The sequence below is a fragment of the Streptomyces sp. sk2.1 genome (genome assembly GCF_008120935.1).
Classification (GTDB): domain Bacteria; phylum Actinomycetota; class Actinomycetes; order Streptomycetales; family Streptomycetaceae; genus Streptomyces.
The window spans coordinates 45,149-70,826 of sequence record NZ_RDBO01000076.1 but is presented as its reverse complement, the minus strand read 5'-3'; the positions used below and the strand labels follow the sequence as shown (position 1 = coordinate 70,826).

The window sequence follows — 25,678 nt, the reverse complement described above, 5'->3', positions numbered from 1 at the left end:
CGAGCGGGCGGCCGTCACCGGCACTCCCCTGGTGGTCGACGAGGCGTACCTGGAGTTCGCCCCGGCCGGCACCCCGCAGCTGCGCGACTACCTGGGCAGCGGTGCCCCGTTGCTGTCGCTGCGGACGAGTGTCGGGGACGGGGGTCGAGGATGAGGGGAGCCGGGACTCAGGCCGTCTCGGCACCGGCCCCGGCGACCGGGCGGAGCGGCGTTCCGGCGAACGCGGCCCAGTCGGCGAGCAGTTCGTCCGCGGACGAGCCGCCCGCGACCGGGGCGTACACGGCGAGCGCCACCGCCCAGCCCCCGTCCGCCGGGGCGAGGACGCAGCGGATCAGCGGGACGTCCGCCGCGGCGAACGTCCCGTCCACGGCGGCGGCCCGCACCAGTGCCTCCGGTTCGGCGCCCGGCGCCGGGGCGAGGACGTGCGTCGCGACCGGCCGGCGGGAGTCACGGGCGAACCACCGGCCGCCGTCCCGGGTGAAGACGGTGCGCAGGTTCGGGTGGCGGTCCAGGAGCGCGGCCAGCGCGGCGTCGGCGGCCGGGGCCCCGGGCACGGTGCCGGGCAGGACGGCCGTGGCGCACAGCGCGTGCTCGGCCGCGCTCCCCGAACGCACCAGGTCGTGGAAGAGCCAGCGCTGCTCGTGCGGGGTGAGCGGACGCAGCCCGGGCGCGGGCGACGCGGCGGTGACGGAACCCGAGCGCCGGAAGGGGTACCCGGGCAGCCGCACCCGGCTCCCGCCCCGGCCCAGCGTGCAGTCCACGTCGAAGCCGTGCTCCCACAGCGCGGCGAAGAGCCGGGCGTACGAGGCGGGGTCGAGCGGGTCGAGCCCCAGCACACCGGGGCCGTCGGCACCGTCGCCCACCCGGACCACCAACAGCTCCCCCTCCGGGTCCGGCGAGTCCTCCGGGTCCGCCGCCCGCGGGACGTCCGCGCCCGTCGCCGCCGCCCGCAGGGCGTCCGGCAGGGACAGGTCGCCGCGCACGGCGGCAGCGGCGGCGGCGGCCGGGCCCCGGCCGACGACCGCGTCCGGGCGCACCCCGCGGGCGGCCAGCCAGGACGCCGTGCCGTACAGTTCCGCCGCCGTGCGCGCGGCGGGCGCCGGGTCCGTTTCCCCGGCGGCGGCCGACGCCTCGGCGACCTGCGGCAGCGCGGGGGTGCCGGGCAGCGCCGAACCGTCCCCGAGGTCGAGCACCAGGACGGGCACCGGGGCCTCCCGGCGCGGGCGCTCCGCCGACTTCCGCAGGGCGTCGGCCAGTTCGGCGCCGGTCGTGCCGGTCACCGCGTGCCGGACGGCGAACCGCTCCCGCCCGCACACGAGGGTGAACGCCACGTCGTCCGGGTCCAGGGAGGGGTCCCCCGTCAGCCGGTCCGCCAGCCGCCCGGCCGCGTCCGCCGCGGCCCGCCCGTCCCGGGCGGACACGGCCAGGACGCGCGGCGCGCCGGGCCCTGCCAGAAACGTCGTCTCCATCGCGGAGCTCACACCCTCTCCCGTACGTGTTCCTGCACGACCACATGGGCGTTCGTGCCGCCCACCCCGAACGAGCTCACGCCCGCCGTGCGCGGCCGGCCCTCGGGGGTGTCCCACGCCCGGCCCTCCGTCAGCAGGTCGAACCGCCCGCCCCGGGCGGTGAGTTCGTCGATCGGCTCGCTCACGTTCGGCGTCGCGGGCAGCACCCCGTGCCGCACCGCGAGCACCGTCTTGATGAGCCCGGCGATCCCGGCGGCCGTGTTGCAGTGCCCGATGGACGCCTTCACGGAACCGACGGCCACCCGCGGTCCCGCCGTGCCCAGCGCCGCGCCGAGCGCGGTCGCCTCGATCGCGTCGCCGAGCCGGGTGCCGGTCCCGTGCGCCTCCACGTAGCCGATGTCGGCCCCGGTGACCCCGGCGGCGGCGACGGCCCGGCGGATCACCCGGGCCTGGCCCTCGATCCCGGGCGCCGAGTAACCGACGCGCTCCCGCCCGTCGTTGTTGACGGCGCTGCCCCGGATCACGGCGTGCACCGGGTCGCCGTCCCGCTCGGCGTCGGAGAGGCGGCGCAGCAGCAGCGCCCCCGCGCCGAACCCGCCGACGGTGCCCGAGGCCCGCCGGTCGAAGGGGCGGCACATCCCGTCGTCGGCGTACAGCAGACCGGGCCGGTGGACGTACGAGCCGTCGGACTCGCCGTCCAGCGAGACCGCGCCGGCCAGCGCGTAGTCGCTCTCGTGGCGCAGCAGCGCCCGGCAGGCCAGGTGCACGGCGTACAGACCGGTGGAGCAGGCGGTGTCGAGCAGCAGCGCCTCGCCCCACAGGTCGTGCAGGTACGCGAAGCGCGACGCCACGAACGTCGGGTCGACGCTGACCACGTCGTCCACGCGGGCCTCGCCGTCGGTGTGCACCAGCCGGGGGCAGCCCGCGTACAGGCTGGTGCGGTGCGCGATGTCGGACAGCCGCAGCGAGGCGTCCTCGACGGCCGCCCACAGCACCTCGTGCAGCACACCGTGCTGGGGGTCGCCCGACTCGACGTCGTCGGCGGTGAGTCCGAGCAGACCGGCGTCGTACCCCGTGCCGTCGGCGAGCATGCCCCAGCGGGCCACCCGGCGGGTGCCGTCGCCCCGTTCGGTGATCAGCGGTCCCGGGCCCTCGGTGAAGCAGTCCCGGCCCGCGACCAGGTTGTCCCAGAAGGCGTCCAGGTCGGGGGCGCCGGCGAACCGCGCGCCCATCCCGACCACGGCGATCGCGTCGTCGTCCTCGCGGACCGTCGCACGGGGTGCCCGCACCGGCTCCGCGGGCTCCTCGTCGGCGGCCGAACCGCCGATCAGCCGGGCCTGGGAGCGCACGGTCGTGTACCGCATCAGGTCGGCGACGGCCGGGCCGGTGCCGGTGGTCTCGCGCAACGCGTCCTGGAGCCTGACCAGCAGCAGCGAATGGCCGCCCGCGTCGAAGAAGTTGGTGTCCCGGCCGAAGACCCGGCCCGGCACCACCTTGCGCCAGGCCCGCAGGACCGCGGCGGTCACGCCCTCGGCCGACTCCTCCCGCGGGGCGGCACCCGGCGCCGCGGCCCGCGGCACCGGCCCGTCCGCCACCGGCTCCGCCACCGCGTCCGGCGGTGCGGGCAGCCGCTTGCGGTCGATCTTGCCGTTCGCGGTCAGCGGCAGCTCGTCGAGGGCCAGCAGGTGCGAGGGCACGGCGAACTGCGGCAGCACGGAACGCAGATGGGTCCGCACCGCCTCCGGGTCCGCCGGACGCTCCAGGACCGCGTAGCCGACGATCTCCTTCTCGCCCGCCCCGTTGATCCGGGTGGTGACGAACGCGCCCCGCACCGACGGGTGCGCGCGCAGCGCCGCCTCGACCTCGCCCAGCTCGACCCGCTGACTGCGGATCTTGACCTGGTTGTCGGCGCGGCCGATGAACTCCAGCTGCCCGTCGGCGGCCCACCGCACCCGGTCCCCGGTGCGGTACAGCCGCGCCCCCGGCTCGTCGCCGAACGGGTCGGGCACGAACCGCTCGGCGGTGCGGCGCGGATCGCCCAGGTAGCCGCGGGCCACGCCCGAACCGCCCAGGACCAGCTCGCCGGGCACGTACAGGGGCGCCGGATCGAGGGTGCCCTCCAGGACCACGTGGAGCCGGGTGCCCGGCACCGCCCGGCCGATCGGCACGCTGCGCGCCTCCCGCGGCACGTCCTCGATGGGGTACCAGGAGGAGGTGAAGGAGTTCTCCGTCGGACCGTAGCTGTGCAGCAGGGTGCCGGGGCGCGCCCAGCGCAGCGCCTTGCGGACGTGCGGCACCGAGATGATCTCGCCGCCGAAGTAGACCCGGCGCAGCGACTGGAGCAGATCGGGGGTGTCCTCGATCAGCCGGTTCAGCAGCGGCGTGGTGACCAGCAGCGTCGTCACTTCGTGCTCCCGGAGCGCGGTGCGCAGCTCACGGGGGCTGAGGACGAGTTCCTTGTCGAGCACGACCAGCTTCGCGCCGTGGGTCAGCGCGCCCCAGATCTCGTACGTCGCCCCGTCGAAGTTGAGCGGCGACAGGTGCGAGACCGCGTCGTCGGGGCCCAGCGGCACGAAATCGGGGCGGTGCATCATCCGCAGCACCCCGCCGTGCGGCAGCACGACCCCCTTGGGCCGGCCCGTGGAACCCGAGGTGTAGAGCACGTTGAAGGCCGTGTCCGGCCCGGCCGACGTGGTCGGCGCCGACACCGGCATCGGCGCGGCGGCCTCCCGGACCTCCCGCGGGGTGTGCACCGGCACTCCGGTGACCCGGTGCTCCTCGCCCGGCTCGGCGATCAGCAGCCGGGGCCGGGCGTCGCGGACCACCAGCTCCAGCTGGGCGTCGGGGTAGGCGGGGTCGAGCGGCAGGTACGCGGCCCCGGCCAGCCCCACCGCCAGCATGGCGGTGACGGTGTCCGGGCCGGGACGCAGCAGCAGCGCGACGACATCGTCCGTACGCACCCCTTGCACACGCAGCCAGTGCGCCGTCCGCGCGGCGTCCCGCACCAGTTCGCCGTAGCTCAGCCGGGTCCCGTGGTGCACGACGGCGGGGGCGTCGGGGGTGCGGCGCGCCTGCTCCAGCACGAGCTGCGGCACGGTGGCCGCGGTCACCGGCGCGCCGGGTCGCGGCCGGCCCGTACCGGGCGGGGGTGCGAGGGAGGTCAGCAGCTCGCGGCAGGTGACACCGGGCCGGGACGCCGCCGCGAGCAGCCGGTCGAGCTGCTCCACCATCAGTTCGGCCGTGGCCGGCGCGTACAGGGCCCGGTCGTAGTCGATGCGCAGCACGAGCCGGTCGGGGGCCTCGACGGCCGCGAACGCCAGGTCGTACTTGGCCACCGCGCTCTGCGGGTGCAGCAGCCGCACGTCGGCGCCCGGCACCTGCCAGGCCGACGCGGGCTGCGGCTGGTGCAGGAAGACCGCCCCGTACGAGGGGGCCGTGCCCGGCGGCAGGTCGCCCGACTCCGCGTGCGCCTCCATGGACTCCAGGACCTGCTCGCCGAGCGCGGCGGCGTAGTCGGCGAACGGGCGGGCCGCCTCGTGCACGGTACGGACGGGCAGGACCCGGGTGAACAGGCCGACGGCGTCCTCCGCGTCCGGCTCGTGCCGCCCGGCGAACGGCATGCCGAGCACCCCGTCGTCCTCCCCGGACCAGGCGTGCAGCAGCAGGCCCCACGCGGCGAGCAGCACCATCGCGGGGCTGGCGCCCTCGCGGGCGGCGAGCGCGCGGACCTCGGCGAGCCGCTGCAGGTCCAGCTCCCGCTCGGTCCAGCCCGCCCGGCCGCGCAGCCCGTCCTCGGGGCGCAGCCGGTCCGGCAGCGGGGCGAGCCGCGCGGGCTCGCCGTCCAGGAGCGCCGTCCAGTACGGGTCGGGGGCCGCCGCCACGGGCTGCGGGACGGGCACCGGCACCGGGACGAAACGCGGGTCGCGGCCCGAGCTCCGGGCCCGGTAGGCGGTGACCAGGTCCTCGGCGAGCACCTCGACGGACCGGCCGTCCGCCACGATGTGATGCACCGTCAGGGTCACCAGGGCCCCGTCGTCGTACCGCAGCGCCTCGGCCCGCAGCAGCGGCGCGGTGCCCGGGTCGAGCGGGCGCGCCGCGGCCAGGGAGGCGTCGGCGAGCGCCGCGTCGCGGTCGTAGCCGCCCGGACGCGCCGCGATGTGCAGCGGCACCGTCGCGGCGGGCTCGGCGGCGTGCCGCAGCGCGCCGTCCACCGTCTCGAACCGCCCCGCCGGAGCGGGGTGGCGGGCCAGTACGTCGGCCAGGGCCGTGCGCAGCGCCCGGTCGTCCAGCTCGCCGCGGAACTCCAGGCAGAGCGGGATGTTGTACCGGCCGGAATCGGGCTCGCAGCGGTCGGCGAGCCAGATCTCCAGCTGGGCGGAGGAGGCCGCGGTCACGCCCCCGCCTCCGCGCGCCTCGCGTCGTCGCCGCGGGCCGGGACGATGTCGGTGAGGAAGAGCGCCAGCTCGGCCACGGTCGGGTGGGCGAAGAACTGGCGGGCCGTCAGCGATATGCCCAGTTCCTGCTTGAGGGTGCGCACGATCCGCAGCGCGCACATCGAGTGGCCGCCGACGAGGAAGAAGTTCTCGTCGTCGTGGAACTCGTCGTGGCCGAGGTTGTCGGCCCAGGCGGTGCGCACCAGCGACGCCAGTTCGCTCGTCACGCCCTCGGGGGAAAGCGCCGATGTCATGGGGGTCTCCTTCGGGATCAGGACGCCGCGTCAGCGGGAACGGCGGGGACGAATCGTCGGTAGGTGGCGTCCACGGCATCCCACAGCTGCGGGAAGAGCGTGCGCTCGGACATCCGGACGAGGCTGACGGTGGACTCCCCGCGCAGGCTCGTGGGCATGGCGGGACAGGTCCGGCCGCCCACCGAGTGCGGCTCGGCCTCGGGATGTCCGCCCAACTGGCCCCACACCATGCGCAGATGGAGCTGCTTCCAGTCCCCGATCGCCCCGTCCAGCCGCATCAGGCCCTGCCGCACCAGCGCGAGATCGACCGCGGCCCGCTCGTGCCCGGCGGGCGGGACGAGCCGGCCCTGCGCCGTGATCAGCTCCTCGATGGTGAGCCCGGCACGCTCCAGCGCCCGGGTGAAGGCCCGCCACAACGGCTGCGCCGCGCGGCGCAGGTTGCGGGCCCCGGGGGAGTCCAGGCCCGTGGTGTTCTCGGGGAAGGTGTCACGCATGGTGAGCAGACCGGTCTGCGGCAGGTACTCCACCAGGGTGTTCAGCGCCTGCACCGGTATCCGGCCCAGCGAGGCGGCGCGCTCCAGCACCTGCGTGGCCAGCAGCGGGTCGTCGTCGTCCAGCAGGGCCACCGCACGGCCCATCTCGAAGTGCATCGCGGCCCACGCGTACTCCGTGATCAGGTGCACGGACTGGAACAGCCGCTGGTCGGGGTGGACGAGCTGGTTCTCGGGAAGCAGGGCGGACAGCGCGGTGGTGAGCCGGGTGTCCTTCTCGTAGTTGCTGCCACGGTCGTACTCGTAGACGAGCTGCGGGTCCGCGGCATCCGGGTTCAGGGCGCGGCGCGCGGTGCCCGGTCGTCCGGTGGTGGCTCTCTTGCTCATGGGCTTCGGTGTCCTCCGGTTCGCAGATCGTGGTCAGCCGACGGCCGGCTGCTTCTCCATGGCCGGGAACAGCCGTTGGGAGATCACCGACGCCAGGTAGGGCACGCCCTCCGTGGCACCGGTGCCGGTCCGGGTGCCGATCATCCGCACGGCCAGTCGGTAGTGGGTCTGCTTCCATCGCTGGTGCACCGCCTCCAGTTGCAGGGCCGCGGCCCGCACGGCTGCGGCGTCCGGCTCGGTGAGCCAACCACTGGAGATCACGTCCTCCCAGGTGCCCTGCACGGTCTCCCGGCCGGCCAGCACCTCGCCGCGTACGTCTGGAACAGAGAGGAACGCGGACGAGTCCAGCCTCGCTCGAGCCGGGGTGGAGCAGTACGACTCGAAGGTCTTGTAACCCTCGGACTGGATGGCGCTCGCACCCTCCGTGAACTGCCGGAACAGCCGGAACGACTCGGGCTGCATGGTGGCGAGCAACGAGAACAGCGGCAGCGACTCGCGCAGTACGTCGGCGACCGCGGCGATCAACGCGGCGGCGTCGCCCGGCTGTTCGGCGCGCAGCGTGCGCACCGCCTCGTCCAGCGTCGCCGACATGAAGGCGAAGGTGGCCTCGAACGACTGGAGCACCCGCAGGAACAGGTACTCGTCGTGCAGCACGTACACCGGCTGGACGCTGGTGCGCAGCAGCAGCCGCTCCCCGGCGGTGGTGGTGCGCAGCACGGCGTCCGCGAGCTCGCCGGCCGGGGTGCGGCCCGGCGTCGCGGCGACGGCGACGGGGTCGACGGCCCCGTCCAGCGCCCGCAGCGCGGCCGGCTCCATGACCCGGACCGCGAGCCGCAGCCGCTTGTTCAGGAGCAGGGCGTCCGGGAGCATCCCCTGCGGGTCGCACGGGGCGCCGTCCAGGACGAGGCGCTCGAAGCCGATCAGGTCGGCGAGCAGCAGGAGCACCGTGCGGTCGCGGTGCCGGCGCAGCACCTCCCAGCCCGCCCGGTCGCCCGGCGCGCCCCGGCGCAGCAGCGCCAGGGCCGTGTAGCTGGGGTAGTCGTAGCGGTCGTCGAACTTGTCCAGGAGAACGTCGAGGAAGGGCCCGGCATGGGCGTCCCGGACGCCTCCGGCGCCACCCGTGCCCGCTCGGACGTCTCCGGCGCCACCCGTGCCCGCTCGGACGTCTCCGGCGTCGCCCGCGTCCGCTTCGAGGAGCAGGGTGCGGCATTCGGCCAGGAGCGACAGGAGCTCCTCGTCGAGGAAGTGCTTTCCCACGGCACGCAGACGGTCGATGACGCCGTCGTACGGAAATTCCTCCGCCCCTCCGGAACCGCACCAGTCGGAGAGTTCGTGCCGGAGCGCTGTGTCGGTCGCTGTCATCTCGTTTCTCCTTGGGCCCGGCAGTGGATGGTTCGAGATTCGCCGGAGCCCCTGGAAGAACGCTCAAGTCTCGCTCCACAACGGACCGGGACCCGCCGGAGCCCGCCCCGTCCGTCCCCGGTCGGGCGGCCGCGCCCACAGCACCGGTAGGGGAACGGTCGAGAACGGGTCCGGCCCGGTGGCCGCCGCGCCCGCCGCCGCCTACGGTGGGGCGCCTCGGACACTCCGTTCCTCCGCAGGGCCGAAAAGCTGGACGCCCGCGTATGGAGTTGAGCGTTGTGGCTATGGCCCGTCTCACCGGACTGGAGTTGACTGATCGGCATGACGAACACGCGGAACGGACAGACGACCGAGACGAAGACGACCCTGGTGATCGGCGGCACCGGGAAGACCGGACGCCGGGTCGCGGAGCGGCTCACCGAGCGGGGGCTGCCGGTGCGTGTGGGCTCGCGCAACGGCGAACCGCCCTTCGACTGGGAGAGCCCCGGCACCTGGGAGGCGGCACTGGACGGCGTCGGGGCCGTCTACGTCACCTACTACCCCGACCTCGCCTTCCCGGGCGCCGCCGAGGCCGTCGGCGCCTTCTCCGAACTCGCCGTGAGGAAGGGCGCGCGTCGCCTGGTGCTGCTCTCCGGACGCGGTGAGGAGGGCGCGGTCATCAGCGAGGACAAGCTCAAGGAGTCCGGCGCCGACTGGACCGTCGTACGGGCCAACTGGTTCAACCAGAACTTCAACGAGAGCTTCTTCCTGGAGCCCGTCCTCTCCGGCGAGCTCGCCCTGCCGACCGCCGACGCCGTGGAGCCGTTCGTCGACGCCGACGACATCGCCGACGTCGTCACCGCGGCCCTCACCGACGACAAGCACATCGGCCGGACCTACGAACTGTCCGGCCCCCGGCTGCTCAGCTTCCACGACGTGGCCGCCGAACTGTCGAAGGCCACCGGCCGGGAGATCACCTACATCCCGGTCGAGCTCGACGACTACCGGGCGGTCCTGCGGGAGAACGGGCTGCCGGTCGAGTTCGCCGACCTGTTCGGCCTGATCCTCGACGGACGCAACGCCAGCGTCGTCCACGGCGTGGAGGAGGCCCTCGGCCGCAAGCCGCGGGACTTCTCCGACTTCGCGAGGGACGCCGCCGCCACCGGCGTCTGGAACGTCTGAGAACCGGTCCGGGAACCCCGGCGCCACGGCCCCGGAGCCCGTCGGACACCACCCGGCGGACTCCCGGCTGCGGCACCGGACCCCGCACCACGTACAGGGCCCGTCCGGCCCGCACCGGGACACGCGAGCCCGGCATGATCCAGACGAGAGGACCCAGGAGGCGACCATGAGCAGCACCATGTCCAGCGAGCGCCTGGACACCCTGCCCGGACACTTCCACGGCTTCGCACTCATGCATGTGGCGATGCGCCGGGACGCGCGACGGCTGACGGCCGCCGCGCCCCGGCTCGCCGCCACCGGACCGGACCCCGCCGTCGCCGAGTGGTGGCGACGGCTGCGCGACGTCATCGACTGGCACCACCGCAGCGAGGACGAACTGCTCTGGCCCGAACTGCTGCGCCGGCTGCCCGGCGCCGAGGACGTCGCCCGGGCACTGGACGGGGACCACGCCGAACTGGACGCGGCGATGGACGGGGTGGGCGCGGCCCTGCGGCCGGGCGCCGACCCGGCGGCGGTGGCACCGGCGGCCGCCCGGTTCGACGAGGTCCTGCGCGAACACCTCGCGGCCGAGGAGGAGGTCGTCTTCCCGCTCTTCGCCCGCCTCGACGCCCGGGACTACCTGGCACTGGAACAGCGCCTGGTGCGCACCGCGCCGCGGGGCGTCCTCACATACCTCCCGCCGTGGATGTTCGACGGCGCGGAACCGCGGTCCGTGTCCCTGGTCGCGGCGACGATGCCGCCGCCGGTACGCCTTCTGGGCCGTACGGTGCTCAGGCGCCGCTACGAGCGCGGACTCGCCGCGATCGCCACTCCCGGCCGGCGGAACTGATCGTCCCCCCCGACCGACGGAACCGACGGAAGGAATCCCGCAATGTCCACGGCAGCCCAGCCCGCGCTCACCGCCGCCACCATCGCCATGGGGCTCAGCGCGGGTCTGTACTTCGCCTTCGACGTCTCCGTGATGCCGGGACTGGACCGGGGCGACGACCGGACGTACCTCACCGCCATGAACCACATCAACGAGGCCATCGAGAACGGCCTGTTCGGCCTCGTCTTCATCGGCGCCTTCCTCGCCACGGCCGTCGCCGGCGGACAGCTCCGGCGCATCGGGCGGCGCACCGCGGCCCGGTGGACCTGGGCGGCGCTCGGCTTCTACACCACCGCGCTCGCACTGACGGCCACGGTCAACATCCCCCTCAACCGGCGCCTCGCCGCATCGGGCCGCACCGCCGGTGAACTCGCCGAATTGCGAAGGGCGTTCACCTCCACCTGGGTGCGGTCCAACACGGCCCGTACACTCGCCTGCACGGCGGCCCTGGTCTGTCTGGGCCGCGCCCTGGCCTCGTCCCGGCACTGATCCAGGCCCCGACAGGCCCCCGAGCCGCGCCCGCCCTCCGGCCATCCCCCGTCCGGAGGGCGGGCGCCATCCTCCCGGAACGGACGGATCACCCCATGGACGTGCTCACCGGCCTCCTGGAGGGGCCCAAGGCGCGCGGCGCCTTCCTGCTCAAGTCCGTCCTCAACCCGCCCTGGTCGCTGCGCGTCGAGGACCGCGCCCCGATCTCCCTGGTCACCATGGTCCACGGCGACGCCTGGGTGATCCCCGACCGAGGTGCCCCGGCCCGCATCGGTCCCGGCGACGTCGCGGTGCTGCGCGGCCCCGACCCGTACACCATCGCCGATGCCCCGGACACCCCCGTCCAGGTCACCGTCGGCCCCGAACAGCGCTGCAGCACCACCGAGGGCGAGGACGTCACCGACACCATGGCCCTGGGGGTGCGCACCTGGGGCGACCCGATCGGCCAGGGCTCGGCGGTCATGCTCAGCGGCACGTACCAGGCGCCCAGCGAGATCGGCCGCCGCCTGCTCAACGCCCTGCCCGCCCTCCTGGTCCGCCCCGCGGCCCTCGACGACACCCCGCTCGTGCCCCTGCTGGCCGAGGAGATCGGCCGCGACGCGCCGGGCCAGGAACTGGTCCTGGACCGCCTGCTCGACCTGCTCTTCGTCAACGTGCTGCGCACCTGGCTCGCCGAACCCGACGCCGGGGCGCCCGCCTGGTACCGCGCCCAGTCCGACCCGGTCGTGGGCCCCGCCCTGCGGCTCCTGCACGAGAACCCGGCCCGCGCCTGGACGGTGGAGTCGCTGGCCCGCAAGGTCGGCGTCTCCCGGGCGGGCCTCGCCCGCCGCTTCACCGAGGTCGTGGGGGAGCCGCCGATGACGTACCTGGCCGGCTGGCGGCTCGCCCTGGCCGCCGACCTGCTGCGCGAACCCGACGCCACCGTGGCCACGGTGGCCCGTCAGGTCGGCTACAGCAGCGCGTTCGCGCTGAGCGCGGCCTTCAAACGGGTACGGGGGATGAGCCCGCAGGAGTACCGCACGAACGGCGCCTCGCGGGACGTGCAGCCCTCGGCGGCCCCGTCGCGGACGGTCGTGCTGGGCGACTGACGCCCCCGGACGGTCGTGCCGGGCGGACCGACGTCACACGGGCGACACCGTCCGCCGCTCGCCCCGGAAGCGGCGGACGGCCAGCACGACGCCCAGCACGGCGCCCGTCCAGACGACGGCCTCGGCCAGCACGATCGACGGGGTCAGGGTGAGGTGCGGCCGGGGCGGCATCACGACCATCTGCGCGGCGGCGCCCAGCGGAACCGTCAGCGCCGCGAGCAGGCCGACCCGGCCGGGCCGCCGGGCGGCCGCTCCCACCGCGCCGAGGGCCGGTCCGAACAGCAGCGCCGCCACCGCCCAGTAGGCCATGGCGCTCTCGGCGTCCGCGACGTAGGCGTCCGTCACGTAGTACGCCGACGTGGCGGCGATCAGCGACAGCGTCCCGGCCAGCGCGCCCCGGAGCAGGGTCCCGGCCAGCCAGCCCGCCACCACCGCCAGCGCGGCCCAGGCCCAGCCCGCGTCCAGCAGCAGACTGAGCACCTTGGCAGTTCTGCCCCCGGGCGTGCCCCTGAGCGGCGCCCCGATCTCCGTGTACGGCGACGAGAGCGCGTTGACGAGCGAGGTGACGGCCCCGAAACCCGCCCCGGCGGCGAGACTTCCCAGAGTGATCTTCATACCGGGAGGGTAGTCAGTGCGCCGCCCCTCGGGGCGTGCGCGGCGGAGCCGAAGGCTCCCGAACGGGTACGGACACGCGCGGGCGCCGGGCCGTGGGATGCCTCACGACCCGGCGCCCGCGGTGCGGGGTCCGTTCACGCCAGTTCCCGCACCGCCCGCACGACCGCGTCCGGAGCCTCCAGGGGCAGCATGTGCCCCACGGAACCCAGCTCCTCGAACCGGGCCCCCGGCAGGGCGTCCGCCACCGCGCGGCCCAGCGCCGGGGCGATCACCCGGTCGCCCTCGCCCGCCAGCACGACCGCCGGTACCCGGACGTTCCCGAGCGCCTCGCGCAGGTCCATGCCGCGCGAGCAGCGGAACGCGTCCGCCCGCACCCGGGGCGAAGTGGCCGCGAACATCTGCCGGTTGACCTCCATGGCCCGCGGGTCGGCCCGCCTGCCCATGGTCTGCCCCAGCAGCCTGCGGCCCAGCGCCGGCCGGGACAGCGCCCTGGAGAACAGCGCGCTGCCCATCATCCGCACCTCGCCGTCCGGGGTGTCCTGGCCGTGTGCCGCCGTGCCCAGCAGCACCAGGCCCTTCGGCGCACGCGCCCCCGAGGAGACGTACGACAGGGCCGCGAAGCCGCCGCCGGAGTGGCCCACGACCACCGCGTCGGGGGCGTCCACCCGGTCGATGACGGTGCCCAGGTCCTCGCCGAGGCGCGCGATGCCGAACGGCTCGCGTCCCGGCACCGAGGCACCGTGCCCGCGCTGGTCGTACAGCACGACCCGGTGGCCCTCCCGGATCAGCCGGTCCGCCACCGTGCCCCACACCCGCCGGGACGCCGCCCAGCCGTGGGACAGGACCACGGTGGTGCCCGACGGGGTGCCGAGGGGGGCCAGGACGGTGAGCGCGAGCAGGCCCCCGTCACTCGTGTACGCCGCCGTCTCCGCGACCGGCGCGGTCGCGACCGCGGTCATGCCCGCTCCTTCGCCAGGACCCGGTTCAGCGACACGAACGCGGCGCTCGTCGCCCGCGAGTGCTCCGCGCCGATGTCGGCGACCCTGGCGAGCATCCGCAGCCAGCCGTGCGGGCGGCCCCGGAAGTGCATCCCGATCCGGGTCCGGGCGCCGTCGTCCACCGGGTCGAGCACGAAGTCGCTCACGCCCCGGAAGGCCCCGTCGACGTACTCGACCGACAGCCGCCGTCCCGGCTCCACCGCGGTCGTGCGCGCGGTGAACCGCAGCTTGGGACCGCCCTTGTCGACGCCCTTGGTGTGCACCGTGACCGCGACCTCGCCGCCCACCACGTCCGGCTCGCCGGACGAGACCGCGAAGGTGTTGGCCGGCACCCACCAGCGTTCCCCGCCGCGGAACTCGGCGAGCAGCGCGTCCCAGACGGCCTCCCGGGGCGCGTCGACGACCGCCTCGTCGATCAGGTCGTAACTCGTCATCAGCCCGTCCCTCCGCCGAAGAATCCCTGACCCGGGGTGAGGACGTTCGACGGGTCGTAGCGTCGCTTCGCCCGACAGAAACCGTCCCAGCGGGCCCCGAAGTGCGCCTTCCAGTCGGCCGTCGTCATCCCCGGCACCGCACCGACCAGGTACCGCTTGCCGCCCATCGCCACGGCCCTGTCGTACAGCCGGCGGTTCTGGTCCAGCATCGCCTGGATGCCGGTCTCGCCCGGGTCGGGGAACCGCAGCAGGTCGAAGAGGTAGCCGACCGGCTCGCCCGGCTGCACCGCGAGTGGCCGGGTCACCTTGCGCGTGTAGTACGGGTAGAAGAGCAGGAACCCGCCGCCGAGGTCGGCCGCGGTCAGCTCCTTCTCGACGACCTCCATGAACGCCCTGGTCCTGGAGGCGGGCAGGAACAGGCTCAGCCAGGGCTTGGGCTGGTACCAGTGGCCGCTCTCCTTGAGGTACGCCTCGTAGCCGTCGAGCCGGAACATGTAGTCCCGGTAGCCGACGTCCTCGACCACCGCCTCGGCGCGGCTGTCGCGCAGCCCCGACAGCAGCTTCGCCCGGTCGGGGACGGCGGTGCCCGAGTAGTTGGCGGCGACCTCCATCTTGTAGCGCCAGCCCGAGTCGTCGGGCCTGCGCAGCGTCTCGCCGGCCTGGATGTGGAAGCGGTTCTCCGCCATCACCTTCTCGCTGTCCGCGAGGTAGGTCGCCAGGTCGTCGTAGAAGAGGCTGAAGACCACCGACCGTTCGGGGGCCGGTACCAGCCGCACCTTGGCGCGCAGGATGATCGCGGTCTGGCCGCCGCCCGACAACACCGAGTCGAACAGGTCGGCGCGGGACGACGGGGACACGGTGAGCAGGTCGCCGTTGCCGGTCACGACGTCCAGCGACTGCACCGTGTCGCACAGCAGGCCGTACTTCTGCACGGTGCCGCCGATGCCGCCGATGGACAGCGTCCCGCCGATCGACAGGTGCATGTAGTCGGGCAGCGCGGGCGGGGTCAGGCCCGACTTCAGTGCGGCGTCCGTCAGTTGGCCCCAGGTGACGCCCGCCTCCACCACCGCGCTGGTCGAGTCGATGCTGATGATCCTCGACCTGGAGCGGGCGTCGACGGAGATGCCGCCGGCGGGCACGGACGCCTGGCCGTAGACCGAGTGCGACTCCTGGTCGGTCCCGGTGCCGCCCTGCCCGTTCACGGCGATCTTCAGGCCGTTCGTCCGGGCGTAGCAGACCATTCTGGCGATGTCCCGGTCGGAGCGGGGGCGCAGCACCGCCCAGGGGGCCGAGCCCTTCAGCCGGCCGAAGTCCTGGCGGAAGCGTTCCAGGTCCGCGGCCGAGGTGGTCAGCGTGCCGTCGAGGGTGGGGACCGGCGCCACGGACGCGCCGCCGGACACCTCGGCCGCGGTGGCCCACGACTGGCTCGCGGCGCTCCATCCGACGACCGCGGCCGTGATGCCGCCCAGCACCTTGCGCCGCGAGAGCGTGGTGTTCATCTGCGTTCCTCTCCTTCGGCTATGCGTGGTCAAGGGTGGGTCTGCCGGCCCCGACGGAGGTGGCGAGCCGGTACTCGGCCAGGTCGAAGCGGCGGGTGCGGCGGCGGAACCGCCAGGTGTACGTGGGCCAGATCGACGGGTTGCGCCCGTGCTCGTCGAGGTACCAGCTCCGGCAGTTCCCGGCGTTCCACACGGTCCCGTCGAGGCGCCCCTGCACCTCCTCGTTCCAGGCCCGCTGGGCCTCCTCGCGGACCTCGACACTGGCCAGGCCGCGCCGCTCCATGTGCTTCAGGGCGTCCAGGACGTAACCGATCTGCGCCTCGATCATCACGACCTGGGACGAGTGCCCGAGGGTGGTGTTGGGACCGAGGAGCAGGAACAGGTTGGGGAAGCCGGCGACCGTCGTGCCGCGGTGCGCCGCCATGCCGTGCTCGCGCCACACGTCGCGCAGCAGCCGGCCGTCGCGGCCCGTGATGCGTCCGGCGACCGGGCGGTCGGTGGCCCTGAACCCGGTGCCGAGGATGATCGTGTCGACGACGCGTTCGGTGCCGTCGGCCGTGACGACCGACTTGGCGCGCACCTCGGTGATGGCGTCGGTGACCAGGTCGACGTTGGGCTGCTGGATCGCCGGGTACCAGGTGTTGGAGAACAGCAGCCGCTTGCACGCCATGACGTAGTCGGGCGTGAGCCGGGCGCGCAGCGCCTCGTCCGGGACGGACTCGGCCAGGTGGTCACTGGCCATCTTCTGCATCTTCCCGGCGACCTTGGGCCGCTTCATGACGAAGGCCAGGATCTCGCGGCCCCACATGTTGAAGTTGCGCCGGAAGTTCTGGTAGCCGGGCACCTTGTGCAGCAGCTTCGACTGCAGCGCACCGGTCGGCTTGTCGTTCTTCGGGCCGATCCATGCCGGGGTGCGCTGGTACAGGTCGAGCCGCCCCACCTCGGGCTGGATCTTCGGCACGAACTGGATGGCGGAGGCGCCCGTGCCGATGACGGCGACGTCGCGGCCCTTCAGGTCGTGGTCGTGGTCCCAGCGCGAGGAGTGGAACACGGTGCCCTCGAAGCCGTCGAGCCCGGGGATGTCCGGGTACGCGGCCTCGGAGAGGTAGCCGGTGCCCGAGACCAGCACCTGGGCGGTGTAGTCGCCCTGCGAGGTCTCGATGTACCAGCGCCGGGTCGGTTCGTCCCAACGGGCGGAGAGCAGCTCGTGGTCGAACCGGATGTGGGGGCGGACCCCGAACCGGTCGGCCACGTCCCGCAGGTAGGCGAGCAGCTCCTCCTGCTTGCCGAAGGTGGACTTCCAGCCCGGGTTCTGCGCGAACGAGAAGGAGTACAGGTGGGACATCACGTCGCAGGCGGCGCCCGGGTAGGTGTTGTCCCGCCAGGTCCCGCCCACCTCGTCGGCCCGTTCGAAGACCAGGAAGTCGTCGGTCCCCCCGCGCAGCAGGCGGATCGCCATGCCCAGTCCGGAGAAGCCGCTGCCGATCACGGCGACCCGCAGGTGCCGGGTGGGTCCGCCGCCGTCCGGCCGGGGCGCGGCGGGTGCGGCGGCGCCGTCGTCGCGCGCGGGTTCGAGAATGCTCGTCACGTCGGCCTCCTCAGCGTCGCGCGATGGTGACGCGGAAGTTGTTGAAGAACTTGTCTTCCAGCGTGTAGGCGAAGATGTCCAGGTAGCGCTCGAAGCGGGCCACGACCTCCTCGCCCTCCAGGGCGACGGCCTCGTCCCGGCGGGCGGCCAGCAGCTTCAGCCAGGCGCGGCAGGCAACGGCGAACGACTCGCGCTCGTTGACGATCTCGACGACGTCGAAGAGCCCCTCGGCGGCCTGCGTCAGCTCGTGCAGGTGCGGGATGTGGCAGTTCTCGAACTCGGAGCGCTGGAGGAACTTCAGGTCGTCGAGCAGCTGCCGGTTCATCGGCAGGGCCTCGGCGGTCATGGTGTGCAGCACGAACCGGCCCCCCGGCTTCAGCGCCGCGCCCACCTTGTTGAAGAACACCCGGTACTTCTTGGTGCGTTCGCGCGGCGGCAGAGTGGAGGAGACGAAGTGCTCCAGCGCGTTGATGCAGAACGCCGAGTCGTACGGGTCGTCGGTGACGTGGTCCTCCCACGACTCGACCCGGGTGGTGATCCTGGGGTTGTCCAGGCCGGCGATGAACTGTTCCTGGGTGCGGCTGAGGGTGAGGCCGACGGCCTGCTCCACGCCGTGCACGGTGGTGAGCCGGTTGAGCATGGTGCCCCAGCCGCAGCCCACGTCCAGCACCCGGCGGGCGCCGGAGGCCCCCGCGAGTTCGACGAACGTGTCGAGCTTGCGCTCCTGGGCCTCGTCGAGGGCCTCGGTCAGGCCCTCGCCCTCCTCCCAGTACCCACCGGAATACATCATGGTCGGGCCCAGCAGGAGGCGGTAGAAGTCGTTGCTCACCTCGTAGTGGTGCCTGATCGCGTCGACCTCGGGGACCGACCTGTCTGCGACCGTCGTCATTCTTCGTCAACTCCTGTCCGGCGTACGGGTGTTGGAGACGAGAAAACCGGGTCGCTCGCAACAGATGTGCAAGACGGCGCCCGGAGACCCGTGTTGCGCACGCGTTGCGTGGGCCGGGATTCGATTCCTTCCGAACGACCGAGCCCCGTGAGAGAGGACCGCACATCATGTCCATGCCCACCATTGAAGAACTGGCGAGCCAGCTCGAAGCCGTCTCGGGCGCCGAGAAGGTCGACCCGGACCACCCGCTCCAGCACATCGCGGACGTGGACTCGCTGGACCTGATGGAGTGGCTGTACGGGTTCCAGAACAGGTACCCGGACATCCCCGCCGACGAGTCGCTGTTCGCCGACATCGACGACACGACCACCCTGCGCGTCGTCTACGGGCGCATCCTCGCGCTCGTGCCGGCGCGGGCCTGAGCGGGGCCGCCCATGAACGGCTTCGACATCACCGGGTGGGGCATGTCCGTACCCGAACGCGTCGTCTCCAGCACGGAGCTGGCGCAGCGCTTCGGCGTCGACGAGCACTGGATCGTCAGCCGGTGCGGGATCCGTGAGCGCCGGGCCGTCGGGCCGGGCCAGACGACCGCCTCCCTGGCTGTCGAGGCCGGCCGGCGAGCCCTGGAGAAGGCCGGGCTGAGCGGCGGCGACATCGCGCATCTGATCGTCGCCACCGCCACGCCCGAGCAGCCCTCCCCGGCCACGTCCGCGTTCGTCCACCACGAACTCGGCATCGCCGGCAGCGCGCACGACGTCAACTCCGAGTGCGCGGGGTTCGTGTACGGACTGGTCCAGGCCATGGCGCTGATCAAGATCGACCCCCGGCCCATCCTGCTGATCGGTTCCGACACGCACACCCTGACCGCCAACCCGACCGACCGGGACCTGTCGATCCTCGTCGGCGACGGCGCGGGCGCCGTGGTGTTCCAGCCCGCGGACCGGGACCGGGTCCTGGCCTGGAACCTGGGCGCGGACGGCAGTTGCACCGGCAGCCTCAAGGTGCCGGCGGGCGGCAGCCGGATGCCCACCACCGAGGAGACCGTCCGCCAGGGGCTGCACTACGCGCAGATCAACGGCAACGAGATCTACCTCAACGCCGTGCGCTACACGGTGCGCACGGTGCGGGAGACCCTGAAGGAGGCGAAGGTCGAGGCGGCCGACGTGAACCACGTCATCCCGCACCAGGCCAACATCAGGATCATCAACTCCATCCTCGGCCACACCGGCCTGCGGACGGAGGCCCTGGTCACCAATCTGCACAAGTACGGGAACACGGCGTCCGCGTCGATTCCCATCGCACTGACCGAGGCCCTGGACGAGGGCCGGATCGAGGACGGCGACCTGGTGCTGCTGGCCGGCTTCGGCGCGGGCATGACCTGGGGATCGGTCCTCCTGGAATGGGGCGGAGGAGAGAGTTGAGCGCAAAACCGGCGGGAACCCGGCCGCAGCGGCCGGTCGCCCTGGTCACGGGCGCGTCCGGCGGACTCGGCCAGGCCCTGGCGATCGAACTGGACGCCCTCGGCTGCCGGGTCGCGGTCCACTACAACAGTTCCGAGGAGCGGGCCCGGGCCGTACAGGACAAGCTGACGAACGACTCGGTCGTGGTCACCGGGGACGTCGGCTCGTACGAGGCGGTCACCGCGATGTACCGGGAGATCGGGGAGCGGCTCGGCCCCGTGGACGTGCTCGTCAACAACGGCGCGATCCGCAAGGACGCGCTGATGGCGATGCAGTCGCCGGAGGACTGGGCCCAGGTGATCCGGACGAACCTGATCGGTTCGTTCCACACCGCGCGGGTGGCCGTCCCGCACATGCTGCGGCAGCGGTGGGGAAGGGTCGTCAACGTGGTCTCGCCGTCCGGTCTGATCGCGACCGCGGGCCAGACGGCGTACTCCGCGTCGAAGGCGGGCCTGATCGGTTTCACCCGTACCCTGGCCGCCGAGTGCGGCCGACGCGGGGTCACCGTCAACGCCCTGTCCCCGGGATTCATGATCACGGGCATGACGGAGAGCCTGCCCGACCGGGTGAAGGAGAGCATGGAGGAGAAGGCCCCCGTACCGCGCTTCGTGACGGTGGAGGAGGTGGCCCGCAGCGCGGGTCTGTTCCTCGACCAGGACTGCATGACGGGGCAGGTCATCAGCATCGACAGCGGGGTCTCCATCACCTGACCCCGTGCGCGGGGAAGGGGCCCGGCCCCCCGGTGACGTCCGGGGAACGTCGCGGCGCACGGCCGGGTCCACCGGCCCCGAGTGGTTCACGCAGGCGCCCGGCCGGGCTCTCCCGGCCGGGCGCCTGCGCGTGGGCGGGCGCGGTCAGTTCTCCCGGATGAAGCAGTCCGAGACGTAGCCCTCGACGCCCGTTCTGTTGTTGTGGACGTACGTCCAGTGGTCCTTGACCTGGCCGTCGGGACACCGCACCTCGTCGGCGCCCGTGCTCTGGCCGCCCATCCAGGTGTACCCGTCGCCCGGATTGCCGTGTCCCCGGACCGGTGAGTCGAGCGTGTAACCGCTGTGGATGCGGACCCCGGTGGCGGTGAAGTCGCCCTGCGGAGGATCCGCAGCGACCGCCGGTGCCGAAGCGGCCAGAGCGCCCAGCAGGGTCAGTGCCGCCGCGGTGGTCCGGACGGCGGTGGAACGTGTGATGTTCATGGTGCTTCCTCTTTCTCCGGTGAGTGCGTCACTGCCGCCGCAGCGAGGAGTAGCTGTCCTCCCAGGACATGTGGTTGAGCTGGACCGGTTCGGTCTCGTCCGCCCACAGTGTGTAGATGCGCTCCCGGTAGTTCGGCAGGTCGAAGACGTCCCAGTTGGCCCCGGTCCGGTTCCAGTAGGCCGAGGTGTCGTTGTCGATGGCCTGCTGGGCGAGATCGGGCGACCCCGAGGCGAAGTAGGCCATCGTCCCCGTGCCGTCGACATTGGCGAACAGGCACAGGCGCGCCGCGGGGCAACGCTCGAAGCCGCCGGCCCGGGTGGGCGGGGCAGCGGCGCCGAGTGTGCCGATCAGGGTGCAGACGGCAAGAAGGACCGCGCGTTTGCGCATGGTGGAACCCCTGGGTGTCGGTTGTGCGGCCGACCGAATCCGGCCGACCGTCACTGTCACTCAAAGGTATCGCTCGAACACTTTCCGTGACAGGCGCATCAGGTGGGTCCGGAAGTGCGCCCTCTGCCGGGAGTGCGCTCCGCGCCCCCTGCGCGACTCGCGCGCACATGCCCTTCAGGGGCTCGGGAGTTCGGGATCCGGGAGTTCGGGGGCAGGGTCGGTGGTCGGCGCCCCTCGGTGGGCGTCATCGGCCCCGTGCCCCGGCCGCGCGTTCCTCGGCCCGTGCCCGTACGCCGGCGTCGGAGCAGAAGCCGAGTCCCGAGCTCTTCAGGCAGAGCAGGCCGACCAGTCGGTCGCCCTCGGTGGTGACGGCGACTCTCCGGCGCCCCGCGGCGACCATCGCGTCCCACGTCTCGCGCAGCCCGGCGGACGGCGCGACCACCCGGTCGCCGAGCCGTCCCGCCGGGGCGACCGGCTCGTGGTCGTCCCGCCCCACCAGGTCGGGCCGCTCGACGACCGCGATCAGCACGTCGTCGTCGACCACCAGCAGGGCGTGCACCTTGTCGTTCCCGAAGAGCTCCCGCGCCTGCCCGACCGTCGTCGACGGAGGGGAGGTCTTGGGGAAGGTGTGCATCGAGTCCACGACGGCGGTGTCCGTCCCGGTGCCCATCGGTCCCGTCCCGGTGTTCATCGGTCCGGCCCACCTCGCCCGGACCGGCGGGCGCCGGGCGCGTCGGTGCTCATCGGGGCGCCTTCCGCCGCTCTACTTCGGCCGGGCGCAGCCGCACGCCGTCCCCCGGTTCTGGAGGGCCTGCAGCGCACAAGCGGCGAGGCATTGGAGAACGGCCCGCCCGGCCTGGGACGTGACCGCGGCGGCAACGGCCGAGCGGAGTTTCGGTGCTTGCGTTCGTTCCGCGACTTCGGACATGCGGCGAGCTCCCTGTGTATACGGACGGGGGGTATGTTCCCCGATTCAGTCTACATACCCCTAGGTGGTATCCAGGTTGGCTGAAACATTCTCCCTCATTCGTTCCTCATCGGTCGAGCCGTGATCAAAAGCTTGCAGCATTACCCCCGGGGGGTGTACTTCTTGATACCCCATCAGGGTATCCAGGAGTGCGGAGGAGCCAACCGGACCCGTTCCCGGCCCGGACGGCCCGGACGGCCCGGATCGAACCCTCCGTACCGTTCCGGCACACCGGATCCCGATGCCCGACCACCACAAGGGGAGACAGCGGACGATGACCGAGGCACGTGGCTACTGCACCCTCTGCAAGTCACGCTGCGGCGCGATCTACACCATCGAATCGGGGGCCATGGTCGGCGTGCGCCCGGACCCGGACCACCCCACGGGCGCGGCGCTGTGCCCCAAGGGGCGGGCGGCGCCCGAACTCGTGCACAGTCCGGCCCGTCTCACCCGGCCGCTGCGCCGCACCACACCGCGGACCGACCCCGACCCCAAATGGCGGGAGATCGGCTGGGAGGAGGCGATGACGGAGATCGGCGCCCGGCTCGCGGAATTCCGCGACACCTCGGGGCCGGAGTCCGTCGCCTTCTCGGTGACCTCGCCCAGCGGCACGCCGATGAGCGATGCCCTCGAATGGGTGGAGCGGTTCGTCCACCTCTACGGCAGCCCGAACATCTGCTACTCGACCGAGATCTGCAACTGGCACAAGGACTTCGCCCACGCCTTCACCTTCGGCAGCGCCCAGCCGGCACCCGACTTCCCCCACACCGACCTGACCGTGATGTGGGGGCACAATCCCGCCAAGACCTGGCTGTCCCGGTCGGCGGCCCTGGCCGAGGCACGCGCACGGGGGGCCCGCCTCGCCGTCGTCGACCCGCGCCGGACGGCCGCCGCGATGCAGGCCGACCACTGGCTGCGGGTACGACCGGGCACCGACGGCGCCCTCGCCCTCGGACTGGCCGACCTCGTGCTGCGCCGCCACGGCGGCGACCAGGAGTTCCTGCGGGCCTGGAGCAACGGGCCGCTGCTGGTGCGCGACGACGACGGCCGCTTCCTGAGGGCCGACGAACTGACCCCCGACGGCGTCGGCCACGTGGTGTGGGACGAGCACGGCGGCCGGCCCGAGCCCTACGACACCACCCGGGCCGCCCCCGCCCCGCAGCGATTCGCCCTGCGCGGCACCCACCGGGTCCGCACCCGCTCCGGAACGGTCACCTGCCGGCCGGCGTTCCAGCACTACCTCGACGCCGCGGCGGCCTGGCCGCTGGAACGCACGTCGTCGGTGACCGGGGTGGACACCGACACGCTCATCGCGTTCGCCGACGACCTGGCCACCTCGCGCGCGGTCAGCTACGGAACCTGGACCGGAGTCGGCCAGCACGTCGACGCGACACAGACCGAACGCGCCATCGCCACCCTGTACGCGCTCACCGGCTGTTACGACGCCCCCGGCGGGAACGTCGTCCTGCCGCAGCAACCGACCGCCAAGGTGTCCCTGCCGCCCGCGCCCGAGCAGGCGGCGAAGGCGCTGGGCCTCGCCGAACACCCCCTCGGCCCCCCGGCCTCCGGCTGGATCTCCGCACGGACCCTGTGCAGGGCGATCACCGAAGGAGACCCGTACCGCGTACGCGCCCTGGTCTCCTTCGGCGGCAACCTGCTGCTGTCGCAACCCGACCCGATACGCACCGCCGAGGCCCTGCGACAGCTCGAATTCGGCGTGCACATCGACCTGTTCGAGAACCCCACCTCCCGGTTCGCCGACATCCTCCTGCCCGCCAACACCCCCTGGGAACGGGAAGGGCTGCGCGCCGGCTTCGAGATCTCCCGACGCGCCCAGCAACGCGTGCAACTGCGCCCCCGCATGCTCGACCCGCTCGGCGAATCCCGCTCCGACCTCGACATCGTCTTCGACCTCGCCTGCCGCCTCGGCCTCGGGGACGAGTTCTTCGACGGGGACGTCCAGGCGGCCTGGAACCACCAGCTCGAACCCCTCGGCCTCACCGTGGACGACCTGCGCGCGGTTCCCGGCGGCCTGGACCTGCCACTGCCGATGCGGTACCGGAAGTACGCCGAGACCACGCCCGACGGGCGGGTCACCGGATTCGCCACCCCGACCGGGCGGGTGGAGCTGTACTCGCAACGGCTGCTCGACCACGGCTACTCCCCGGTGCCCGAATCCGACGGCGCGCCCACCGACCCCGACTTCCCGCTGACCTTGAGCTGCGCCAAGAACGGGTACTTCTGCCACAGCCAGCACCGCGGACTGTCGTCGCTGCGCAGACGCTCGCCCGAACCCCTCGTCGAGATCGGCGAACAGGTCGCCGCGGACCGGGGCATCACCGACGGCGGCCTGGTGGAGATCACGACACGCAACGCCACCGTGCGGATGCGCGCCCGGGTGGACCCCGGCCTGCACCCCGACACGGTGGTCGCCGAATACGGGTGGTGGCAGAGCACCCCCGACCTGGCACTGCCCGGATCGGACCCGCTGGCCGACGGCGGACAGAACTACAACCTGCTCGTCGGCGACACCGCGCACGACCCGATCAGCGGTTCGGTGCCACTGCGCTCGACGGCCTGCGACATCCGCCCCGTACCGACCGTGACATGGTCCGGCCCGCGCGAGTTCGTCGTCGAATCGACCGACGAAGCGACCGAGGACGTAAGGGAGTTGCTGCTCCGCCCGGCCGACGGCGGCCCGCTGCCGGAGTTCCGCCCCGGTCAGCACGTCACCGTCGCCGTCGCCGATTCCCCCGACATCACCCGGGCGTACTCGCTGACCGGCGTGGCCCGGGGCGACGACCTCATGACGTACCGGCTGGCCGTCCGGCGGATCGAGGGCGGCGCGTTCTCCCCGTTCGCGCACCGTCTCACCGCCGGGACCCGGGTACGGGTGACCGCTCCTTCCGGCCTGTTCGCCATCCCGGTCGACCACGACCAACCGGTGGTGCTGCTCGCGGCCGGCGTCGGCATCACCCCCTTCCTCGGCTACCTCGAAACGCTCGCGTCCACCGGCGGTTCGGTCCCCGAGGTGGTCCTGCACTACGGCAACCGCAACAACAGGACCCACGCGTTCGCGGACCGGCTTCGGGAACTGGCCGGAGCGATACCGCAGTTGACGGTGATCGACCACTACAGCCGCCCGGCAGTCGAGGACGTGGAGGGCGCGCATCACCCGGTCCGCGGCCGGATCACCGCCGACGGGATCGACGAGGAACTGATCCGCCGCCGCGCCCGCTTCTACCTGTGCGGGCCCCAGGAGATGATCGATGACGTCACCGCCGGACTGAAGGCGCGCGGAGTGCCGGGCTTCGACGTCTTCGCCGAGAGGTTCCAGGTCGCCACGCGGAACGTCGAGGTCCCGGCGGACGCCACCGCGACCGTGCGCTTCGCCCGCTCGGAACGCGAACTGACCTGGACCCGGGCGGACGGCACACTGCTCGAACTCGGTGAGAAGGCAGGGCTGAAGCTGCCGAACGGCTGCCGCCTGGGACAGTGCGAGAGCTGCGCCGTCACCGTCCTGAGCGGACAGGTCGCCCACCTGGTGGCCCCGGCCGAGGACCTGCCCGACGACCGGGTGCTGACCTGCCGGGCGGTGCCGGTCACGGACGTCGTGCTCGACGTCTGAGGCCGCCCGGTTCCGGGTGG

General features: G+C 73.1%; 22 protein-coding genes. 8 read left to right on the top strand and 14 right to left on the bottom strand.

The window, feature by feature from the left end; all coding sequences use genetic code 11:
* Positions 1–167: 167 nt before the first annotated feature.
* From EAO76_RS27135 to EAO76_RS27115, 5 genes are read right to left on the bottom strand one after another with little or no spacing between them, the layout of a single operon-like run.
* Positions 168–1,469 carry a hypothetical protein gene (locus EAO76_RS27135; protein WP_148838566.1) on the bottom strand — a complete coding sequence of 434 codons (1,302 nt, stop codon included), beginning with the start codon at positions 1,467–1,469 and terminating at the stop codon, positions 168–170.
* Positions 1,470–1,477: 8 nt separating this feature from the next.
* Positions 1,478–5,863, bottom strand: coding sequence for a non-ribosomal peptide synthetase (locus EAO76_RS27130; RefSeq protein ID WP_187438813.1), 4,386 nt, complete (start codon positions 5,861–5,863; stop codon positions 1,478–1,480).
* Positions 5,860–6,156 carry an acyl carrier protein gene (locus EAO76_RS27125; protein ID WP_148838564.1) on the bottom strand — a complete coding sequence of 99 codons (297 nt, stop codon included), beginning with the start codon at positions 6,154–6,156 and terminating at the stop codon, positions 5,860–5,862. The genes EAO76_RS27130 and EAO76_RS27125 overlap by 4 nt, the downstream gene beginning before the upstream one ends.
* A gap of 17 nt (positions 6,157–6,173) precedes the next feature.
* The gene (locus EAO76_RS27120) at positions 6,174–7,034 is read right to left on the bottom strand and encodes a hypothetical protein (protein WP_148838563.1); all 861 of its coding nucleotides are present in this window, start codon (positions 7,032–7,034) and stop codon (positions 6,174–6,176) included.
* A 33-nt stretch (positions 7,035–7,067) separates the two neighbouring features.
* Positions 7,068–8,396, bottom strand: a complete 1,329-nt coding sequence (locus EAO76_RS27115; protein WP_148838562.1) for a tryptophan 2,3-dioxygenase — start codon at positions 8,394–8,396, stop codon at positions 7,068–7,070.
* Between the two features lie 321 nt (positions 8,397–8,717).
* Here EAO76_RS27115 and EAO76_RS27110 point away from each other — a divergent pair, with 321 nt between their 5' ends.
* The 4 genes from EAO76_RS27110 to EAO76_RS27095 all read left to right on the top strand — a co-directional run bounded on the left by EAO76_RS27110 (position 8,718) and on the right by EAO76_RS27095 (position 12,002).
* Positions 8,718–9,557 (top strand): NAD(P)H-binding protein, encoded by an 840-nt coding sequence (locus EAO76_RS27110; protein WP_187438812.1) that lies wholly within the window; start codon positions 8,718–8,720, stop codon positions 9,555–9,557.
* 166 nt (positions 9,558–9,723) lie between these two features.
* Entirely contained in the window at positions 9,724–10,386 is a 663-nt protein-coding gene (locus tag EAO76_RS27105) for a hemerythrin domain-containing protein (protein WP_148838561.1), read from the top strand.
* A gap of 42 nt (positions 10,387–10,428) precedes the next feature.
* Positions 10,429–10,914: a DUF1772 domain-containing protein gene (locus EAO76_RS27100; protein WP_148838560.1), complete on the top strand. Its 486-nt coding sequence runs from the start codon at positions 10,429–10,431 to the stop codon at positions 10,912–10,914.
* Positions 10,915–11,009: 95 nt separating this feature from the next.
* Positions 11,010–12,002 (top strand): AraC family transcriptional regulator, encoded by a 993-nt coding sequence (locus tag EAO76_RS27095; protein WP_148838559.1) that lies wholly within the window; start codon positions 11,010–11,012, stop codon positions 12,000–12,002.
* A gap of 33 nt (positions 12,003–12,035) precedes the next feature.
* Here EAO76_RS27095 and EAO76_RS27090 read toward each other — a convergent pair whose 3' ends face one another.
* The 6 genes from EAO76_RS27090 to EAO76_RS27065 form a co-directional block, all read right to left on the bottom strand.
* On the bottom strand, positions 12,036–12,617 hold the full coding sequence (locus tag EAO76_RS27090) for a hypothetical protein (RefSeq protein WP_148838558.1): 582 nt from the start codon (positions 12,615–12,617) through the stop codon (positions 12,036–12,038).
* Between the two features lie 134 nt (positions 12,618–12,751).
* Complete coding sequence (locus EAO76_RS27085) at positions 12,752–13,576, bottom strand: alpha/beta fold hydrolase (RefSeq protein ID WP_148838557.1); 825 nt, start codon at positions 13,574–13,576, stop codon at positions 12,752–12,754.
* A complete protein-coding gene (locus EAO76_RS27080; protein WP_187438811.1) occupies positions 13,573–14,049 on the bottom strand; it encodes an SRPBCC family protein in 477 nt (158 codons plus the stop codon). Before EAO76_RS27080 ends, EAO76_RS27085 begins: the two co-directional genes overlap by 4 nt.
* Positions 14,049–15,548 carry an FAD-binding protein gene (locus EAO76_RS27075; protein ID WP_148838556.1) on the bottom strand — a complete coding sequence of 500 codons (1,500 nt, stop codon included), beginning with the start codon at positions 15,546–15,548 and terminating at the stop codon, positions 14,049–14,051. The genes EAO76_RS27080 and EAO76_RS27075 overlap by 1 nt, the downstream gene beginning before the upstream one ends.
* 19 nt (positions 15,549–15,567) lie before the next feature.
* Positions 15,568–17,136, bottom strand: a complete 1,569-nt coding sequence (locus tag EAO76_RS27070; protein WP_148838555.1) for an NAD(P)/FAD-dependent oxidoreductase — start codon at positions 17,134–17,136, stop codon at positions 15,568–15,570.
* A gap of 10 nt (positions 17,137–17,146) precedes the next feature.
* The gene (locus EAO76_RS27065; RefSeq protein ID WP_148838554.1) at positions 17,147–18,025 is read right to left on the bottom strand and encodes a class I SAM-dependent methyltransferase; all 879 of its coding nucleotides are present in this window, start codon (positions 18,023–18,025) and stop codon (positions 17,147–17,149) included.
* A 173-nt stretch (positions 18,026–18,198) separates the two neighbouring features.
* Between EAO76_RS27065 and EAO76_RS27060 the strand changes: the two genes are divergently transcribed.
* From EAO76_RS27060 to EAO76_RS27050, 3 genes are read left to right on the top strand one after another with little or no spacing between them, the layout of a single operon-like run.
* On the top strand, positions 18,199–18,447 hold the full coding sequence (locus EAO76_RS27060; RefSeq protein WP_262375781.1) for a hypothetical protein: 249 nt from the start codon (positions 18,199–18,201) through the stop codon (positions 18,445–18,447).
* A gap of 12 nt (positions 18,448–18,459) precedes the next feature.
* Positions 18,460–19,446, top strand: a complete 987-nt coding sequence (locus tag EAO76_RS27055; protein WP_148838552.1) for a 3-oxoacyl-ACP synthase III family protein — start codon at positions 18,460–18,462, stop codon at positions 19,444–19,446.
* On the top strand, positions 19,443–20,195 hold the full coding sequence (locus EAO76_RS27050) for an SDR family NAD(P)-dependent oxidoreductase (RefSeq protein WP_262375780.1): 753 nt from the start codon (positions 19,443–19,445) through the stop codon (positions 20,193–20,195). Before EAO76_RS27055 ends, EAO76_RS27050 begins: the two co-directional genes overlap by 4 nt.
* A 144-nt stretch (positions 20,196–20,339) precedes the next feature.
* Here EAO76_RS27050 and EAO76_RS27045 read toward each other — a convergent pair whose 3' ends face one another.
* The 3 genes from EAO76_RS27045 to EAO76_RS27035 all read right to left on the bottom strand — a co-directional run bounded on the left by EAO76_RS27045 (position 20,340) and on the right by EAO76_RS27035 (position 21,754).
* On the bottom strand, positions 20,340–20,675 hold the full coding sequence (locus EAO76_RS27045; RefSeq protein WP_148838550.1) for a hypothetical protein: 336 nt from the start codon (positions 20,673–20,675) through the stop codon (positions 20,340–20,342).
* Positions 20,676–20,703: 28 nt separating this feature from the next.
* A complete protein-coding gene (locus tag EAO76_RS27040; RefSeq protein WP_148838549.1) occupies positions 20,704–21,063 on the bottom strand; it encodes a peptidase inhibitor family I36 protein in 360 nt (119 codons plus the stop codon).
* A 244-nt stretch (positions 21,064–21,307) separates the two neighbouring features.
* Positions 21,308–21,754 (bottom strand): CBS domain-containing protein, encoded by a 447-nt coding sequence (locus EAO76_RS27035; protein ID WP_148838548.1) that lies wholly within the window; start codon positions 21,752–21,754, stop codon positions 21,308–21,310.
* A gap of 550 nt (positions 21,755–22,304) precedes the next feature.
* Here EAO76_RS27035 and EAO76_RS27030 point away from each other — a divergent pair.
* Entirely contained in the window at positions 22,305–25,658 is a 3,354-nt protein-coding gene (locus EAO76_RS27030; RefSeq protein ID WP_148838547.1) for a molybdopterin-dependent oxidoreductase, read from the top strand.
* Positions 25,659–25,678: the final 20 nt, after the last annotated feature.

What these genes read in the sequence shown, in the direction of transcription:
- EAO76_RS27105 (WP_148838561.1), top strand. Translation starts at nt 9,724, where the DNA reads ATGAGCAGCACCATGTCCAGCGAGCGCCTGGACACCCTGCCCGGACAC.
- EAO76_RS27135 (WP_148838566.1), bottom strand. Translation starts at nt 1,469, where the DNA reads ATGGAGACGACGTTTCTGGCAGGGCCCGGCGCGCCGCGCGTCCTGGCC.
- EAO76_RS27120 (WP_148838563.1), bottom strand. Translation starts at nt 7,034, where the DNA reads ATGAGCAAGAGAGCCACCACCGGACGACCGGGCACCGCGCGCCGCGCC.
- EAO76_RS27045 (WP_148838550.1), bottom strand. Translation starts at nt 20,675, where the DNA reads ATGAACATCACACGTTCCACCGCCGTCCGGACCACCGCGGCGGCACTG.
- EAO76_RS27090 (WP_148838558.1), bottom strand. Translation starts at nt 12,617, where the DNA reads ATGAAGATCACTCTGGGAAGTCTCGCCGCCGGGGCGGGTTTCGGGGCC.
- EAO76_RS27055 (WP_148838552.1), top strand. Translation starts at nt 18,460, where the DNA reads ATGAACGGCTTCGACATCACCGGGTGGGGCATGTCCGTACCCGAACGC.
- EAO76_RS27085 (WP_148838557.1), bottom strand. Translation starts at nt 13,576, where the DNA reads ATGACCGCGGTCGCGACCGCGCCGGTCGCGGAGACGGCGGCGTACACG.
- EAO76_RS27060 (WP_262375781.1), top strand. Translation starts at nt 18,199, where the DNA reads ATGCCCACCATTGAAGAACTGGCGAGCCAGCTCGAAGCCGTCTCGGGC.
- EAO76_RS27080 (WP_187438811.1), bottom strand. Translation starts at nt 14,049, where the DNA reads ATGACGAGTTACGACCTGATCGACGAGGCGGTCGTCGACGCGCCCCGG.
- EAO76_RS27030 (WP_148838547.1), top strand. Translation starts at nt 22,305, where the DNA reads ATGACCGAGGCACGTGGCTACTGCACCCTCTGCAAGTCACGCTGCGGC.
- EAO76_RS27110 (WP_187438812.1), top strand. Translation starts at nt 8,718, where the DNA reads ATGACGAACACGCGGAACGGACAGACGACCGAGACGAAGACGACCCTG.
- EAO76_RS27115 (WP_148838562.1), bottom strand. Translation starts at nt 8,396, where the DNA reads ATGACAGCGACCGACACAGCGCTCCGGCACGAACTCTCCGACTGGTGC.
- EAO76_RS27065 (WP_148838554.1), bottom strand. Translation starts at nt 18,025, where the DNA reads ATGACGACGGTCGCAGACAGGTCGGTCCCCGAGGTCGACGCGATCAGG.
- EAO76_RS27035 (WP_148838548.1), bottom strand. Translation starts at nt 21,754, where the DNA reads ATGAACACCGGGACGGGACCGATGGGCACCGGGACGGACACCGCCGTC.
- EAO76_RS27040 (WP_148838549.1), bottom strand. Translation starts at nt 21,063, where the DNA reads ATGCGCAAACGCGCGGTCCTTCTTGCCGTCTGCACCCTGATCGGCACA.
- EAO76_RS27100 (WP_148838560.1), top strand. Translation starts at nt 10,429, where the DNA reads ATGTCCACGGCAGCCCAGCCCGCGCTCACCGCCGCCACCATCGCCATG.
- EAO76_RS27095 (WP_148838559.1), top strand. Translation starts at nt 11,010, where the DNA reads ATGGACGTGCTCACCGGCCTCCTGGAGGGGCCCAAGGCGCGCGGCGCC.
- EAO76_RS27075 (WP_148838556.1), bottom strand. Translation starts at nt 15,548, where the DNA reads ATGAACACCACGCTCTCGCGGCGCAAGGTGCTGGGCGGCATCACGGCC.
- EAO76_RS27125 (WP_148838564.1), bottom strand. Translation starts at nt 6,156, where the DNA reads ATGACATCGGCGCTTTCCCCCGAGGGCGTGACGAGCGAACTGGCGTCG.